9 protein-coding genes are annotated in these 17,150 nt (G+C 66.0%); 6 read left to right on the top strand and 3 right to left on the bottom strand.

What is annotated here, in order from left to right; translation table 11 throughout:
* Positions 1-50: 50 nt before the first annotated feature.
* Genes uvrA through QCE63_RS30680 form a run of 3 tightly spaced genes read left to right on the top strand, consistent with a single transcriptional unit; the run spans position 51 to position 7,580 of the window.
* Positions 51-5,882 (top strand): excinuclease ABC subunit UvrA, encoded by a 5,832-nt coding sequence (uvrA, locus tag QCE63_RS30690; RefSeq protein WP_309838282.1) that lies wholly within the window; start codon positions 51-53, stop codon positions 5,880-5,882.
* On the top strand, positions 5,872-6,291 hold the full coding sequence (locus tag QCE63_RS30685) for an ACT domain-containing protein (protein WP_309838281.1): 420 nt from the start codon (positions 5,872-5,874) through the stop codon (positions 6,289-6,291). Before uvrA ends, QCE63_RS30685 begins: the two co-directional genes overlap by 11 nt.
* 47 nt (positions 6,292-6,338) lie before the next feature.
* Positions 6,339-7,580 carry a DUF445 domain-containing protein gene (locus QCE63_RS30680; protein ID WP_309838279.1) on the top strand — a complete coding sequence of 414 codons (1,242 nt, stop codon included), beginning with the start codon at positions 6,339-6,341 and terminating at the stop codon, positions 7,578-7,580.
* A gap of 41 nt (positions 7,581-7,621) precedes the next feature.
* Here the strand turns inward: QCE63_RS30680 and QCE63_RS30675 are convergent, their stop codons facing one another.
* Positions 7,622-8,758: a hypothetical protein gene (locus QCE63_RS30675; RefSeq protein WP_309838278.1), complete on the bottom strand. Its 1,137-nt coding sequence runs from the start codon at positions 8,756-8,758 to the stop codon at positions 7,622-7,624.
* 231 nt (positions 8,759-8,989) lie between these two features.
* Between QCE63_RS30675 and QCE63_RS30670 the strand changes: the two genes are divergently transcribed.
* The 3 genes from QCE63_RS30670 (at position 8,990) to QCE63_RS30660 (ending at position 14,375) form a co-directional block, all read left to right on the top strand.
* Positions 8,990-9,475, top strand: a complete 486-nt coding sequence (locus QCE63_RS30670) for a nuclear transport factor 2 family protein (RefSeq protein WP_309838277.1) — start codon at positions 8,990-8,992, stop codon at positions 9,473-9,475.
* A complete protein-coding gene (locus QCE63_RS30665) occupies positions 9,472-11,427 on the top strand; it encodes an amylo-alpha-1,6-glucosidase (protein WP_309838276.1) in 1,956 nt (651 codons plus the stop codon). Before QCE63_RS30670 ends, QCE63_RS30665 begins: the two co-directional genes overlap by 4 nt.
* Positions 11,428-11,636: 209 nt before the next feature.
* Positions 11,637-14,375 carry an MGH1-like glycoside hydrolase domain-containing protein gene (locus tag QCE63_RS30660; protein ID WP_309838275.1) on the top strand — a complete coding sequence of 913 codons (2,739 nt, stop codon included), beginning with the start codon at positions 11,637-11,639 and terminating at the stop codon, positions 14,373-14,375.
* A 160-nt stretch (positions 14,376-14,535) separates the two neighbouring features.
* Here the strand turns inward: QCE63_RS30660 and QCE63_RS30655 are convergent, their stop codons facing one another.
* Positions 14,536-14,697 carry a hypothetical protein gene (locus QCE63_RS30655; RefSeq protein WP_309838273.1) on the bottom strand — a complete coding sequence of 54 codons (162 nt, stop codon included), beginning with the start codon at positions 14,695-14,697 and terminating at the stop codon, positions 14,536-14,538.
* Positions 14,698-14,753: 56 nt separating this feature from the next.
* Positions 14,754-17,072 carry an FdhF/YdeP family oxidoreductase gene (locus QCE63_RS30650; RefSeq protein WP_309838272.1) on the bottom strand — a complete coding sequence of 773 codons (2,319 nt, stop codon included), beginning with the start codon at positions 17,070-17,072 and terminating at the stop codon, positions 14,754-14,756.
* Positions 17,073-17,150: the final 78 nt, after the last annotated feature.

Here is a 17,150-nt window from a genome sequence, read left to right as displayed (position 1 = left end):
CTCGCCCGAGGCCGTGATTGGCCGCCTAACTCTTTGAACCGGTTGACAAATTGGCATCGAACAACGCAATCCGCATCCGCGGCGCACGTCAGCACAATCTCAAGAATCTCGACCTCGACCTGCACACCGGCCAGATGACCGTCGTGACCGGCCCGTCCGGGTCCGGCAAGTCAAGTCTCGTGTTCGACACGCTCTACGCCGAAGGCCAGCGCCGCTATGTCGAAACCTTCAGCGCCTACGCGCGTCAGTTCCTCGACCGGATGGACCGTCCGCAGGTGGAGCGCGTGGATGGCGTGCCGCCCGCCATCGCCATCGACCAGACGAATCCGGTGCGCAGCTCGCGTTCGACCGTCGGCACGATGACCGAGCTGAACGACCATCTGAAACTGTTCTACGCCCGCGCTGCCGAGCTGTTCGACAAAAAAACCTCGCACCGCGTGCGCCATGACACGCCCGAGACGATCTACGCCGAACTGCTCGAACGCACGCGCGCCGACGATCCGCGTCTCGCGATCACGTTCCCGGTCGAGTTGCCCGACACCGCCAGCGACGCGGAAGTCGAGCAATGGCTGTCCGCAAGCGGCTATACACGCGTGCAGGCGAAGCGCCACATCGAAACCGCGAGCGGCAAACGGCAGATGCTCGATGTCGTCGCGGACCGCTTCCGGCTGCAGAACACGGAACGCTCGCGTGCGCTGGAGGCGATCGAAAGCGCGCTGTTGCGCGGCACTGGCCGGGTGGACGTCTACGTGCTGAAGGACGAGGGCGACCCAGACATCTGGCGCTTTTCCACGGGCCTGCACAGCCCGGAAAGCGACCTGCGCTACGCGGACCCGCAGCCGGCGCTGTTCTCGTTCAACTCGGCCTATGGCGCGTGCGAAACCTGCCGGGGCTTCGGCCGGGTGATCGGCGTCGATTACGGGCTCGTGATTCCCGACGAGAAGAAGACCTTGCGCGAAGGCGCGGTCAAGACGCTGCAAACGCCCGCGTGGAAGGAAAACCAGGACGATCTCGTGCGTTACGGCGCGAAGGCGGGCATCCGGCTCGGCGTGCCGTGGAACGAGCTGACGCAACAGGAACGCGACTGGGTCATCAAGGGCTCGCCCGACTGGACCGGCAAGTGGCAGAACCAGTGGTACGGCGTGCAGCGCTTCTTCGACTATCTGGAGTCGAAAGCCTACAAGATGCACATTCGCGTGCTGCTGTCGAAATACCGCAGCTACACCACATGCCCGGTCTGCGCTGGCGCGCGCCTGAAGACCGAATCGCTGCTGTGGCGTCTCGGTACAAAGGAGCAGGCGGATGCGGTGCTGCCGCCGGCGAATCGCTTCATGCCGGAAGGCGTCGAATGGACGCGCGCGCAACTCGAAGCGCTGCCCGGCCTGACCGTGCACGACCTCATGCTGATGCCGATCGAGCGCATCCGCCGCTTCTTCGATGCGCTGACGCTGCCGTCCACCTTGCTCGACGAAGCGCTCAAGCTGCTGCACGCCGAAGTGCGCACGCGCCTCAAATATTTGTGCGATGTCGGCCTGGGCTATCTGACGCTCGATCGCCAGAGCCGCACGCTCTCCGGCGGCGAAGTGCAGCGCATCAACCTGACCACCGCGCTCGGCACCTCGCTGGTGAACACGCTGTTCGTGCTCGATGAACCGAGCATCGGGCTGCATCCGCGCGACCTGAACCGTATCGTTGAGGCCATGCACCGGCTGCGCGATGCGGGCAATACGCTCGTCGTCGTCGAGCATGATCCTTCGGTGATGCTGGCGGCGGATCGTCTGATCGACATGGGGCCCGGTCCGGGCGAGCGCGGCGGGCAGATCGTCTATGACGGCACGCCCGGCGAAATCCAGTCCACCGATACGCTCACCGGCGCCTATCTCGGCGGCCGCAAGCAGGTGGCGCATGCGTCGAACTGGAAACGGCGTGCCGTCGACAAGAACACGCCGCGCCTCGTGCTCGAAGGCGCGAGCGACCACAATCTGCGCGACGTCACCGTCGAGATTCCGTTGCAGCGTCTCGTCTGCGTGACGGGCGTGTCGGGTTCGGGCAAATCGACGCTGATCCAGGACGTGCTCGCCCCCGCGCTGATGCGCCATTTCGGCAAGGCGACTGATGCGCCCGGCGCGTTCCGCGACCTGAAGGGCGCGGAGCAATTGAGCGATGTCGTGTTCGTCGATCAATCGCCGATTGGCCGGACGGCGCGCTCGAATCCGGCGAGTTACGTCGGCGCGTTCGATGAAATCCGCAAGCTCTACGCGAAGGCGCCGCTCGCGCTCCAGCGCGGCTACAGCGCGAGCATGTTCAGCTTCAATTCGGGCGATGGCCGTTGCCCGACCTGCGGCGGCTCGGGCTTCGAGCATGTCGAGATGCAGTTCCTGAGCGATGTCTATCTGCGTTGCCCGGACTGCGACGGCCGTCGTTATCGCGCGGAGATTCTCGAAGTGAAGATCGAGCGCGGCGGGCGGCATTTGAGCGTCGCGGACGTGCTCGAACTGACCGTCAGCGAAGCGGTCGAGTTGTTCGCCGACGACCGCGAAGTACTGCGCGTGCTGCAACCGATCGTCGATGTCGGGCTCGAATACGTGAAGCTGGGTCAGCCGGTGCCGACGCTCTCGGGCGGGGAAGCGCAGCGTTTGAAGCTCGCGGGCTTTCTCGCGGAGACGTCGGACGGCACGAAGGGCAAGAAGGGCAATGCGCCGGAAAGCCGCCTCTTCATGTTCGACGAACCGACCACCGGCCTGCATTTCGACGACATCGCCAAGCTGATGCGCGCGCTCGGCCGGCTGCTCGAGCGCGGCCATTCGCTGATCGTGATCGAGCACAATCTCGACGTGATCCGTGCGGCTGACTGGATCATCGATCTCGGTCCCGAAGGCGGCGACGGCGGCGGTCAGGTGATATGCGTCGGCACGCCGGACGACGTGGCCGCCTGCGCGCACTCGCATACCGGCCGGGCGCTGCTGGACTACGAAGAAGCCATGGCGCCGGGCGCGGCGGACAGGCGCGCGGGCGTGCCGCTGCAACTCGCCGCCGAAGTGGCGAGCGCACGGCGCGCGTTGCAGGGCGAGGACGTAGTGCGCATCGTCAACGCGCGCGAGCACAACCTGAAGTCGCTCGACGTCGATATCCCGCACAACAAGTTCAACGTCGTGACGGGGGTGTCGGGTTCGGGCAAGTCGACGCTCGCCTTCGACATCCTGTTCCACGAAGGCCAGCGCCGTTATCTCGAATCGCTGAATGCCTATGCGCGTTCCATCGTGCAGCCGGCGGGCCGCCCGGAAGTGGATGCCGTGTACGGCATTCCGCCGACCGTCGCCATCGAGCAGCGTTTGTCGCGCGGCGGGCGCAAGTCCACGGTTGCGACGACCTCGGAAGTCTGGCACTTTCTGCGCCTGCTGTATGTGAAGCTCGGCATCCAGCACTGCATTCACGACGGCACGCCGGTGCAGTCGCAGAGTTCGGAATCGATCGCCGCGCAGATCATGCGCGATTTCAAGGGCGCGCATGTCGGGCTGCTTGCGCCGCTCGTCGTGAACCGCAAGGGCGTCTATACGGATCTGGCGAAGTGGGCGAAGGCGCGCGGCAACACGCATCTGCGCGTGGACGGCGAGTTCCTGCCGGTCAGTCCGTGGCCCAAGCTCGACCGTTTCCGCGAACACACGATCGAACTGCCGGTGGCGGATCTGATCGTCACGCCGGAAAACGAAGGCGAGTTGCGCCGCCTGCTCGACGACACGCTTGAAATCGGCAAGGGCGTGATGCATCTGCTCGCGCCGCTCGATGATCTGTACGGTTCCTGGGCCGACGGCAAGCGTCGTGGCGCGGAAGCAATGCGCGTGTTCTCGACCAAGCGGGCCTGTCCGGTATGCGGCACGAGCTATCCCGAACTCGATCCGCGCATGTTCTCGTACAACAGCAAGCATGGCTGGTGCAACACCTGCGTGGGCACCGGCGTGAAGCTGACGCGCGAGCAGCGCGCCGCGTTCGACGACACCCTCTTCGCGCAGGACGATCGCGGCCGCGAGCAGACCATCGGCTCGGTGGATCAGGAGCCGGACGACATCGTCGATCAGCCGTGCCCGGATTGCGAAGGCACGCGTTTGAACGACGTCGCGCGGGCAGTCACGTTCGGCGACTATCCGATCACGGAAGTGGGCCGCTGGACCGTCAGCGATACGCGCGAATGGATCTCGACGCTCAAGCTCAAGGGCCGTGACGCTGACATTGCGCGTGACGTGGTGAGCGAGATCGAAGGGCGTCTGCAATTCCTCGAAGAAGTCGGACTCGGTTATCTGAGCCTGGACCGCGCCGCGCCGACGCTCTCCGGCGGCGAAGCGCAGCGCATCCGTCTTGCCGCGCAGCTTGGCAGCAACCTGCAAGGCGTGTGCTATGTGCTCGATGAACCGACCATCGGCCTGCATCCGCGCGACAACCTGATCCTGCTGACCGCGCTCAAGAAGCTCAACGACAAGGGCAACACGCTCGTTGTTGTGGAACATGACGAGGACACCATCCGCCACGCGGATCACATCATCGACATCGGGCCGGGCGCGGGCAAGCGCGGCGGCACCGTGGTCGCGCAGGGCAACGTGACGGATCTCGCGGCCCACAAGGCGTCGCTGACCGGCCAGTTCCTCGCCAACCCGATCGTGCATCCGCTGCAGCCGCGCCGCGAAGTGCGCGCCGCCACCGCGAAGCGCGCCGCCGTGCCGGAGCAATGGCTCACGGTCGAAGGCGCGACGCTGCACAACCTGCGCAACGTGACCGCGAGCGTGCCTTTGAACCGGCTGGTCGCGATCACGGGCGTATCCGGCTCCGGCAAGTCGACGCTCGCGCGCGATGTGCTGATGACCAACCTGCTCGACGCGGTCGGGCGCTCGGTGCTGTCGTCGCCGGCGGTGCGGCGCGCGCGCAAGTCGGCGCAGGCCGACAAGCCGGCGCCGGGATCGCGCGCCAGCGTGCTTGCGCGCGAAGCGCCGCGGCCGAAGTTCGACGTCAAGCATGCATGGCAGGGTTGCAGCGGCGTGACCGGTTTCGAGTCGATCGACCGCGTGCTCGAAGTGGATCAGACGCCGATCGGCAAGACGCCGCGCTCGTGTCCGGCCACGTACATCGGCATGTGGGACACGATCCGCAAGCTGTTTGCCGATACGCTCGAAGCCCGCGCGCGCGGCTATACGCCGTCGCGCTTCTCGTTCAACACGGGTGAGGGACGCTGCCCGGCCTGCGAGGGCCAGGGCGTGCGCACCATCGCGATGAGTTTCCTGCCGGACGTGAAGGTGCCGTGCGACGTGTGCCACGGCCAGCGCTTCAATCCGGAAACGCTGGCGGTGACGTGGCGCGGCAAGAACATCGGCGAAGTACTGACCATGGAAATCGACGAGGCCGTCGAGTTCTTCTCGTCGATGCAAAGCATCGCGCACCCGCTGCAATTGCTGCGCGATGTCGGCCTCGGTTATCTGACGCTCGGCCAGCCTTCGCCGACGCTCTCCGGCGGCGAGGCGCAGCGCATCAAGCTCGTGACGGAGTTGTCGAAGGTGCGCGACGACATCACGCGGCGCGGCCAGAAGCCGCCGCACACGCTCTACGTGCTCGACGAGCCGACGGTCGGCCTGCACATGGCCGACGTCGCAAAGCTGATTCGCGTGCTGCACAGGCTGGTCGACGGCGGGCATAGCGTGATCGTCATCGAGCACGATCTCGACGTGATCGCCGAAGCCGACTGGGTGCTCGATCTCGGTCCGGAAGGCGGTGTGAACGGCGGCACGATCGTCGCGGCGGCGGACCCGGATACGCTGGCGACGCATCCGCGCAGCCACACGGGCACGGCGTTGCGGCCGGTGCTGGCACGTGCGAGGCCCGCTGAAAATGCTGCGTGACCTGGGTGCGCTCATCGCTTCGATGGAGCCCGAGCTTCAGCCGGGCGTGTATGTGTTCGCATCGGTCGCGCTTGAAAGCGCGCCCGCGAGCGCTGACGTCATCGCGACCTTTCGCGAACGCGAGGGCCTGACGGTGGTGATGGAGGAACACGCGGCGCAGGCGGCGGGCCTGACGCCGCTGTTCCGCGCGGCGTGGATCACGCTGACCGTGCACTCGGACCTGCATGCGGTGGGGCTGACGGCGGCGTTCGCGCAGGCGCTCGGCGAAGCGGGCATCAGCTGCAACGTGATGGCGGCCGCGTATCACGATCACCTCTTCGTGCCCGCCGACGATGCCGCGCGTGCCATGGACGCGCTGCTTTCCTTGCAGAAGCGGGCTGGTATGCTGGCGGCCTCGTCGAAACCCTGAAAGCACACCCGATGGAAACGCAGGACAAAGCCGTTGCGCTAAAAAGAATGAAGTGGTTCGCCTTCGCGCTGCTGATCGCGGCCGGCGCGTTGTTCGCGCTCGCCAAGAGCCGGCACGATGCGGGGCTATGGGCGTGGGTATCGTCGTTCGCGGAAGCGGCGATGGTCGGCGCGCTCGCCGACTGGTTCGCGGTGGTCGCGCTGTTCCGCCATCCGCTCGGCGTGCCCATTCCGCACACGGCGATCCTGCCCGCGAACAAGGCGCGCGTCGGCGACAACCTCGCCGCGTTCGTGCGCGACCGCTTTCTCGGCACCGATGCGCTGGTGGCGCGCGTGAACGCGTTCGATCCGGCGAGCCGCCTGTCGCTCTGGCTTGCCGAGCCGAAGAACGCCGAGCTGCTCGGCAAGAAGGCGGTAACGGCGGTGGGCCAGCTGCTGTCCTTCGCCGATGACGACCGCATCAAGACCATGCTGCACGACACGCTGCGCCGCCGCGCTGACCAGTTCGATCTGGCCGGCGCAGCGGGTGGCGTGCTGGCGTCGCTGACCTCGGACCGGCGGCATCAGTTGCTGCTCGACGAAGGGCTCACGCAGCTGGCCGCATGGCTCGACAAGCCCGAAGTGCAGGAGATGCTCGCGGCGCGCATCGTCGCGGTGGCGGGCGAGGAGTATCCGAAGCTGGTGGGCATGCTGGGCTTCGTCGGACTGAACGCCGAGGATCTCGGCAGCAAGTTCGCGGCGGGTCTCGTGCGCGGCGCGAACCAGTGGCTGCACGACGTCAGCAGCGATCCGGAGCATGAACGCCGCCTGGCCTTCGATGCCGCCGTGGCACGCTTTGTCGAACGTCTGCGCACGGACCCGGCGTTCAAGGCGCGCATCGACGAGCACAAGCGCGAATGGCTCGAGCGGCCGGAACTGCGCGACTATGTGAACGGTCTCTGGGACGAATTCGTCGCGTGGCTCGATGCCGACATCAAGCGGCCCGACTCGGCGCTGCACATGAAGGTGGTCGCGATGGCGGGCGGTTTCGCCGCGGCGCTCGGCAACGATCCCGCCCTGCGCGATTCAATCAACGAGCACATGCGCGACGCGCTGAAGGCGCTGGCGCCGGAGTTGCGCGACGGCATCGCGAAGCATATCGCCGCGACGGTCAAGCAATGGGACGACGCGACGCTCGTGCGCGACGTCGAGCTGAACATCGGGCGGGACTTGCAGTTCATCCGCGTGAACGGGACGCTGGTGGGCGGCGCGGTGGGCATCCTGATTCACGCGGTCACGACGCTGCTGTGAGGGCAGCAACAGGCGCCGATGGGGATGTCGGCGCCTGCGATTCATGCGGATTCGCCGGCGTCGCTCGCCTCTGCGCTGCCATAGGCTTGCGCCGTTTGCGTCGATTCCGGCAGTGCGGCTACGGCGGGCGGTGAGCTTGACGCGACCGCCTCGCCCTTCGGCGCGCCGGAAGCATCATAGGCTTGCGCGGTTTGCGTGCCGTCTCTGTTGAACGTGTAGGCGACCGACGCGCCGCCCTTGTCGAAGGCGTCCCTCTCCGTCACACCGCCTTGACCGTTGTAAATCGTGGCGGTGTAGGCGCCGTCAATTTGCCGCGCATATCCGATACGCCTCTGCACGTTACCGTTTGCATCCGTGATGTCCGCGGAGGTGAGCTTGCCGTCAGGGCCAAAATTCTGCGTGCCCCGCATGCCGGACGCGTAGGTTTCGTTCATCGACGTGATCTTGCCGTCACCGGCCGGATCATTCAATTGCACGGCAGTCGGCGAGCCCAGCCCGGGCGGCACGACGTTTTTGTCACCGCCGCCGTAGTACTCGAAATAAGTGCTCGACGGCTGGTCGCTCGGGCGCTGCAATGCGTTGAACCCCGCCGCCTTATCGATCAACCGGTTCCTGTCCTGTTCATCGGACTGGCCTGATTGCACGTCGGCCTCATGCGTGGACTGGAGCGTGCGCTCGATGGTGCCGTTGCGCCAATCGCCATAGATCCCGATGCGCGTGCCCGGCTGACCATTGCCCGCGGTGTGGTCGAGAATCTCATGCTCGACTTTCCAGTTGTTGTAGAGCGCCTCGCCCTCGCCCCGCATGCCGATCATCGCCTGCGTGTCATACGCCTCCGGGTCGCGTGCCGCAATGCTGTAGCGAGCGGCCATGGCTTCATCGGTCTGACGATTTTCAAAGTGACCGAGTTCGTGCGACAGTCCCCCGATCCAGTTGTTGTCGTCCATATTGACGAAGTCGTGGCCGAGCACAATCCGTTGCTGGTTCCCACGGTCGAAGTAACTTCCGTCGTCCTGGCCGATCGTGAAAGGCTTGACCTCGCCGGCGGCAACTGCTTTGCCGTAGTCATTGAGATCGCCCTGCAACGTCGGACTCAGGTTGATCAGCGAGACCTGCCGGTCCGTCGGCTTCACGTCGCCCCAGTACGACTCCTTGCCGGTTATCGGTTGTATGGCCATGCGGGCTCCTGGTGTGCCCGGCTCATCTGGCCGCGCCAATGAGCCAGCGAAAGAAAGTGCGCGGTTGGAGCACTATTCCCTGCGGAGCCACTGCCCGGGCGGTAAGGGGATATCTCGCGGACCCTTCACCGAACCGCCGCGGCCGCGAGCGATATGATGTGTGCATCCGGCCCCGTGAGCATCAGCCGGCCGGACGTCGCACTTCAACCTCTTGCGCGCGCAACGTATCCCATGGCCCCACCCAACAACGCCCTGATCGAACGGTTCTACACTGCGTTCCAGCATCTCGATGCCGAGGCGATGGCCGCCTGCTACGCGCCCGACATCCTGTTCCAGGACCCTGCGTTCGGCGTGCTGCGCGGCAGGGAAGCCGGCGACATGTGGCGCATGCTGCTCGGCCGTGCGGCGGACTTCTCGCTGTCCTTCGACAGCATCAAATCCATCGGCCAGGTGGCGAGCGCGCGGGCCGTGGCGCGCTACACGTATTCCGCGACCGGCAGGCTCGTCGTCAACGAGATCCACGCGCGCTTCGCGATCCGCGACGGCCTCATCGCCGAACACACCGATGTCTTCGATCTCTGGCGCTGGAGCCGGCAGGCGCTCGGGCCGAGCGGCTGGCTGCTGGGCTGGACGCCGCAGATGCAGCACGCCATCCAGAGTCGCGCGCGCCACACGCTGAACGACTATCGCCTGAAGTACCGCAAGGCCGCGCCATGACACGCATCGACAGCACGGGCCCCGCGCCCCTCGACGACGCGCGTCTCGAAGACGAATGGCTCGAGGCGGATGCCTTTGGCGGCTTTGCATCGGGCACCGTGGGCACCCTGCGCACGCGGCGCTATCACGCGCTGCTGCTCGCGGCGACGCAGCCGCCGGCGGGCCGCGTCACGCTCGTCAATGGCGTCGAGGCATGGCTCGACGTGGACGGCCAGCGCTTTCCGCTGACGATGCAGCACTATGCGCCCGACGTCCGTTATCCCGATGTCCGCGCCAGCCTGCTTTCCTTCGACACATCGCCCTGGCCTACGTGGCGCTTTCGCGTGGGTGCGCAAGCGGACGCGGTGATCGTGGCGGAGGTGTTCGTCGCGAAGGAGAGCCGCGAGACCGTGTTGCGCTGGCGTGTCGAGGGCGCGCCGCCGTCCGCGTGGCAGAACGGGAACGCGCATCTGCACGTGCGGCCCCTGGTCTCCGGACGCGACTACCACGCGCTGCATCACGAGAACCCCGCATTCACCTTCGATGCCACCGTCGAGGGCGAGCGCGTGCAGTGGCGTCCTTATGGCGATCTGCCCGTCATCGACGTGAAAGCGAATGGCGCGTATGAGCATGCGCCCGACTGGTATCGCAACTTCTGCTATGCGCGCGAACGCGAGCGCGGTCTCGATTTCATCGAAGACCTCGCGGCGCCGGGCGTCTTCCATTTCGATCTCGCGCGCGCCGACGCCGTCATGATCCTGCATGCCCACACAGGATCGGAGCGGCCGGACGCGGAGGCCGCGCTCGCGCATGCGACGCGTCTCGCCGCGACCGAAACGCAGCGGCGCGCGGCGTCCGGCTCGCGGCTCGCGCGCGCAGCCGATGCCTACGTGGTCAACCGCAGCAACGGCCGCACGATCATCGCGGGCTTTCCGTGGTTCACGGACTGGGGCCGCGACACCTTCATCTCGATGCGCGGCCTGCTGCTGGCATCGAGCCGCCACGACGAAGCCGAGTCCATCCTGCTGGAATGGGCCGATACGATTTCCGAAGGCATGGTGCCGAACCGCTTTCCCGACAGCGGCGGCTTGCCGGAATACAACTCCGTCGATGCGTCGCTGTGGTTCGTCGTCGCCGTGCACGACTATCTGGCGACGGGTCGCGCGCATGCCGCGACGGCGAGCCGCCTGCAACGCGCGGTCGGCGCGATCCTCGACGGCTATGCGCGCGGTACGCGCTTCGGCATCGCCGCCGACAGCGACGGCTTGCTGCGCGCGGGCGTGCCCGGCGTGCAACTGACCTGGATGGACGCGAAGGCGGGCGACTGGGTCGTGACGCCGCGCATCGGCAAGCCGGTCGAGGTGCAGGCGCTGTGGATCAACGCGCTGTCGGCGGGCTCGGCGTGGAGCGCGCAGTGGCAGACATTGCGCGATCAGGCGCGCAGCGCGTTCGCCGCGCGCTTCGTCGATCCGGCCACGCACACGCTCTACGATGTCGTCGACGTCGATCACGAGCCCGGCAAGGTGGATCGCGCGGTGCGTCCGAACCAGATTTTCGCGGTGGGCGGGTTGCCGTTCGCGCTGATGGAGGACGAGGTGGCGCGCGCGGTCGTCGCCCAGGTCGAAGCACAACTGCTGACGCCACTCGGCCTGCGCACGCTCGCGCCCTCGGACCCGGCGTACCGGCCGCATTACGCGGGCGGCGTGCTGGAACGCGACGGCGCATATCACCAGGGCACCGTGTGGCCATGGCTGCTCGGGCCGTTCGTCGAGGCGTGGGTGCGCGTGCATGGCGCGGCGGGCGCGCGCGAGCGCTTCCTGACGCCGTTGTACGCGCATCTCGACCGCTACGGGCTGGATCACATCAGCGAAGTCGCCGACGGCGACGCGCCTCACACGCCCGGCGGCACGCCGTTCCAGGCGTGGTCGCTCGCAGAGTTGCTGCGCATCGAGAAACTGCTCGGCGCGGATTGAGCATGGCGCGCGCCGCGTGCGCACACGCCGTGCCAGGCGTGGCCGCTCGCGGCGTTGCTGTGCATCGGGAAACGGCTCGGCATGAACTGAACAGGGCGCGCGCGCCGCGTGCCCAAACGCGCTAAATTACGGCTCTTGCCCGAGGGTTCGCGCATGGCCTGGACAAGCTCCAGGCGAAGTTTTGCGCGACCGCACACCAGGAGACGTTCATGCCGAAATCGCGCCCCGTCAATCAGATCGACACCGTCGAGGGCTCACGGCTCCATTCCGCCGATTGCGCGCACTGGCAGCGCTGGGGACCGTACCTGAGCGAACGCCAATGGGGCACGGTGCGCGAGGACTACAGTGAGTTCGGCACCGCCTGGGAATACTTTCCGCACGACCACGCGCGCAGCCGCGCCTATCGCTGGGGCGAAGACGGTCTCGCCGGCTTCGGCGACGACAAGCTCAACTGGTGCGTGTCGCTGGCGCTGTGGAATGGCGCGGACCCGATCATCAAGGAGCGGCTCTTCGGCCTGACGAACCAGGAGGGAAATCACGGCGAGGACGTCAAGGAACTGTACTTCTACCTCGACGGCACGCCGACGCACTCCTACATGCGCATGCTCTACAAGTATCCGCATGCGGCGTTTCCCTATGCCGATCTCGTCGATGAAAACGGCCGGCGCAGCGCCGAACTGCCCGAGTACGAAGTGCTCGACACCGGCGTCTTCGACGGCGAGCGCTACTTCGACGTGCAGGTCGAATATGCGAAGCACACGCCCGACGACATCCTGATGCGCGTGACCGTCGAGAATCGCGGCGCGGCGCCGGCCGCACTCGACGTGCTGCCGCAGATCTGGGCGCGCAACAGCTGGTCGTGGCGGCCCACGCCGGTGAAGCCGTCGCTGACGCAGGAGACGGTGGAGGGCGAAGGCACCTATGTGCTCGCCGAACAGACCGGCCACGTGCCGATGGTGGTGACGGCGTGGTCGGCGGACGGCGCGGCGGTGGACTGGCTCTTCTGCGAAAACGAGACCAATGTCCGGCGCCTGCACGGCATGGAGGGCGAAGGGCCTTTCAAGGACGGCTTCAACGATTACCTCGTGAACGGCGACGAGAACGCCATTCGTCGCGCTTCCGGCACGCGCGCGGCGGCTCATGTGCATCTGGCGCTGGAGCCGCACGGGCGCGCTGTGGTGTATCTGCGCTGGCGGCCCGAGTCGGCGCCCGACGCTGTGCCGCTCGACGCGGATGCCTTGTTCGAGCGCCGCATCGCCGAAGCGGATGAGTTCTACGGCGCGCTTCAGCACGATATCGCCGGCGTGGATCAGCGGCTCGTGCAGCGGCAGGCGCTGGCCGGCATGCTGTGGTCGAAGCAGTATTACCAGTTCGACGTCACCCGCTGGCTCGACGGCGATCCCTTGCAGCCCGAGCCGCCGAAGCAGCGGCGCTTCGGGCGCAATGTGGACTGGCGGCATCTGTGCAATGCCGACATCGTGTCGATGCCGGACAAATGGGAGTACCCGTGGTACGCATCGTGGGATCTCGCGTTCCACGCGGCGGCCTTCGCGCTGATCGATCCGGAATTCGCCAAGCGGCAATTGCTGCTGCTCGTGAAAGACCGCTATCAGCATCCGAACGGACAACTGCCTGCCTACGAATGGGCTTTCGGCGACGCCAATCCGCCCGTGCATGCGTGGGCCACGTGGCGGGTCTACGAGATCGACCGCGCGATCACCGGCAAGAGCGACCGCGACTTCCTCGAACTCGTGTTCCACAAGCTGCTGCTGAACTTCTCGTGGTGGGTCAACCGCAAGGACGCCGACGGCAAGAACATCTTCCAGGGCGGCTTTCTCGGGCTGGACAACATCGGCATCTTCGATCGTTCGTCGCCGCTGCCGACCGGCGGTCACATCGATCAGGCCGACGGCACCGCGTGGATGGCCGCCTATGCGCTCGACCTGATGCGCATCGCACTGGAACTGGCCTACGCGAACAAGGTGTTCATCGACATCGCGGTGAAGTTCTTCGAGCACTTCCTGTACATCGCCGAGGCCGTGAGCTGTGAAGACGATTGCGATACCGGCCTGTGGGACATGGAAGACGAGTTCTTCTACGACAAGCTGCGCCTGCCGGACGGCAGCAACGTGCCGATGCGCATCCGCTCGATCGTCGGGCTGAGTCCGCTGTTTGCCGTCCATGTGCTGGAGCCGCGCGTGCACGGCTCGCTGCCGGGACTGCGCGACCGCATGCACTGGTTCCTCGAACATCGTCCGGACCTGGCCAAGCTCGTATCGCGCTGGAACATCGCGGGGCGCGGCAACAGCGTGCTGCTGTCGCTGCTGCGGGGGCATCGCATGAAGGCGCTGCTCAAGCGGATGCTCGATGAAACCGAGTTCCTCTCGGATCACGGCGTGCGGGCGCTGTCGCGCGTCCATCTCGACAACCCGTTCGTCTTCTATCACAACAGCGAAAGCTTCAGCATCCGCTATCTGCCGGGCGAGTCGGACTCGCGCGTGTTCGGCGGCAATTCGAACTGGCGCGGTCCGGTGTGGATGCCGGTCAACTTCCTGCTGATTGAATCGATCCGCGAGTTCCACCGCTATTACGGCGACGACTTCCAGGTCGAATACCCGACCGGTTCAGGCCAGAAGTTCTCGCTTGCGCAGATCGCCGATGAACTCGCGCGCCGCGTGAGCACGCTGTTCCTGCTCAATGCGAATGGCGAGCGTCCGGTGATGCGTGCCTATCCGCAATTGCAGGCGGATCCGCGTTCACGCGATCTCGTGCTGTTTCACGAATACTTTCATGGCGACAATGGGCGCGGCGTCGGCGCTTCGCATCAAACGGGCTGGAGCGGACTGGTCGCGCTGCTGTTGCATCCGCATGCGTCGGGGCCGTCGGGCGTGGTGCCGCTTGCCGGCGAAGCCGATGCCGAAGTCCAGGAGTTCGCCGGGGCCAAGTAAGGCGGCGCGCAGCAGTTTCGGAATCGTCCGATGGCAGCGGGTTCTTCGTTTTCGTATGGTTGTTTCGAGGCAATCGAAGCGAGACCACGGAGAACACGATGAGTCATGCCATCAACCGGCACTCCGTGAGCGGCTACCGCCAGCGGCTGGGCGCCTGGAGTCAGGTCAGGATCGAACATGAGCATTGCCCGCCGTTCGCCATCGTGATGACGGTGTTCGGCTCGGCCATGACGGGCATCGTCTGGTTCAGCGGCAGGCTCCACAGTTTCGCCGGCGGCTGGATTGCCGGCGTGGCGATCTTCGCCGCGCTGGGCGGGTTCATCCACTGCCGTTTCAGCGGCACGCGGGCGTTCGAGAGACGCATCCGCCGCGTGGCGCTCAGGCAGAGACGGCAGCCATGGCAGCAGAGCGGCTCAGCAGCACCGGAATGGACTTCGAGGTCGGCGTACCCGCGCCATCCGCAACTGAAGACAGCGGCACGAGCGGATTCGTCTCCGGGTAGTACGCGCCGAGACAGCCGCGCGGAATGTCGTATTCCACCAGTGTGAAGCCGTTCACGCGGCGCTCCACGCCGTCGTCCCACACGCTCGTGATGTCCACGCGTTCGCCCGGCTCGAAGCCCAGCAGGTCGATGTCCTCGCGGTTCGCGAACAACACATGACGCTGGCCGTACACGCCTCGATAACGGTCATCGAGTCCGTAGATGGTCGTGTTGTATTGATCGTGCGAACGGGTCGTCATCAGCGTCATCAGGCGCTCGCCGTGACGCGCGCGGGCACGGTGAATCGGCGTGTCGTGCGCAATGGCATGCACGATGAACTGCGCCTTGCCGCTCGGCGTCTTCCACACCCGCTCGCGCGAGGCCACGCCCAGATGAAAGCCGCCCGGTTGCTTGAGGCGCTCGTTGTAGCGCCCGAAGCCGTCGATCACCTTTTCGATGCCGTCGCGGATCAGCGCGTAGTCGCCCGCTTGCGCGAGCCAGTCCACCTTCCTTGAACCGAGCGTCGCCTGCGCCATGCGCGCGACGATCGCCACCTCGGAGAGCAGGTTCGGCGAGGCCGGCTTGTTCATGCCGTAGGAGATGTGCACCATGCTCATCGAGTCCTCCACGGACACGCCTTGCGGCACGCCGTTTTGCAGATCGATTTCGGTGCGGCCGAGCGTCGGCAGGATCAGCGCGTCGCGGCCATGCACCAGATGGCTGCGGTTCAGCTTGGTCGTGATGTGCACGGTGAGGTCGCACGCGCGCATCGCTTCCCAGGTGCGCGGCGTGTCGGGCGTCGCGATCGAGAAGTTGCCGCCCAGGCCGATGAACACTTTCACCTTGCCTTCGAGCATCGCGTGGATGGTTTCGACCACATCGTAGCCATGCTCGCGCGGCGGCTCGAAGTCATAGGCCGCGCCGAGCCGGTCGAGAAAATCCTGGGTCGGCTTTTCTTCGATGCCTACCGTGCGGTCGCCCTGCACGTTCGAGTGGCCGCGCACCGGGCACAGCCCCGCGCCGCGCCGGCCGATATTGCCGCGCATCATCATCAGGTTCGACAGCAACTGGATGGTCGGCACCGAGTTCTTGTGCTGCGTGAGGCCCATGCCCCAGGTCGAGATGACGGCGCGGCCCTTCACGTAGATATCGGCGAGATTCAGCAGGTCGTCACGCTCAACGCCCGATTCCGCGAGGATCGCGTCCCAGCTTTCGGCGCGCAGGTCGTCGGCGAAGGCGTCGAAATTCACCGTGTGCTCCGCGATGAACGCGACATCCAGCACGCGTTCGCCGCCGTTCGCGACGGCTGCGTCATCCAGTTCGATCACGCGCTTGGCCACGCCCTTGATGAGCGCGAAGTCGCCGCCCACCTTCGGGCGGATGAACACCGAACTGATCTTCACGCCCTTCGGCGACAGCATGTCGAGCGTGTGTTGCGGGCTCGCGAAGCGTTCGAGACCGCGCTCCTTCAGCGGGTTGATCGACACGATGGTCGCGCCGCGCTTCGCGCACTCGCGCAGTTCGCCGAGCATGCGCGGATGGTTCGTCGCGGGATTCTGGCCGAACAGCAGCAGCGTGTCGGCGTGCTCGAAGTCGTCGAGCGTGACCGTGCCCTTGCCGACGCCCACCGTATGCGGCAGGCCGCGGCTCGTCGCCTCGTGACACATGTTCGAGCAGTCGGGGAAGTTGTTGGTGCCGTACATGCGCACGAACAACTGGTACAGGAACGCGGCTTCGTTGCTGGCGCGGCCCGAGGTGTAGAAAGCGGCGCGATCGGGATCGTCGAGTTGCTTCAGGTGCGACGCGATCAGTTCGAACGCATCGTTCCATTCGATCGGCACGTAACGGTCGCGCTTCGCATCGTAGACGAGCGGGTCGGTCAGGCGGCCGTGCTGCTCCAGTTCATAGTCGGTCTGCGCCATCAGCGCACTCACCGTGTGCTGCTCGAAGAACGCAGGCGTCACGCGCTTGCTGGTCGCTTCGGCGGCAACGGCTTTCACGCCGTTCTCGCAGAACTCGAAAGTCGAGCCGTGCTCGCGGTCGGGCCATGCGCAGCCGGGGCAATCGAAGCCGTCGGGCTGATTCTGCTTGAAGAGTGTCCGGTAGTTCCCGCCCGCCACGCGCTCCTTGACGAGGTTGATGGCAACCTGCTTCAACGCGCCCCAGCCCGCGGCAGGGTGCGTATAAGGTTCGATGCGGGCTTCGGGCTTCTTCATGGCGTTCGGATCAGGCAGAGCATGCAATGAGAAGAAGCCTACTGTGTCCCGAAACGAACGCGGCGCACAGAAAAAGAG

The organism is Caballeronia sp. LZ065 (genome assembly GCF_031450975.1).
Classification (GTDB): Bacteria; Pseudomonadota; Gammaproteobacteria; order Burkholderiales; family Burkholderiaceae; genus Caballeronia.
This window is presented reverse-complemented; position numbering and strand designations above follow the sequence as displayed.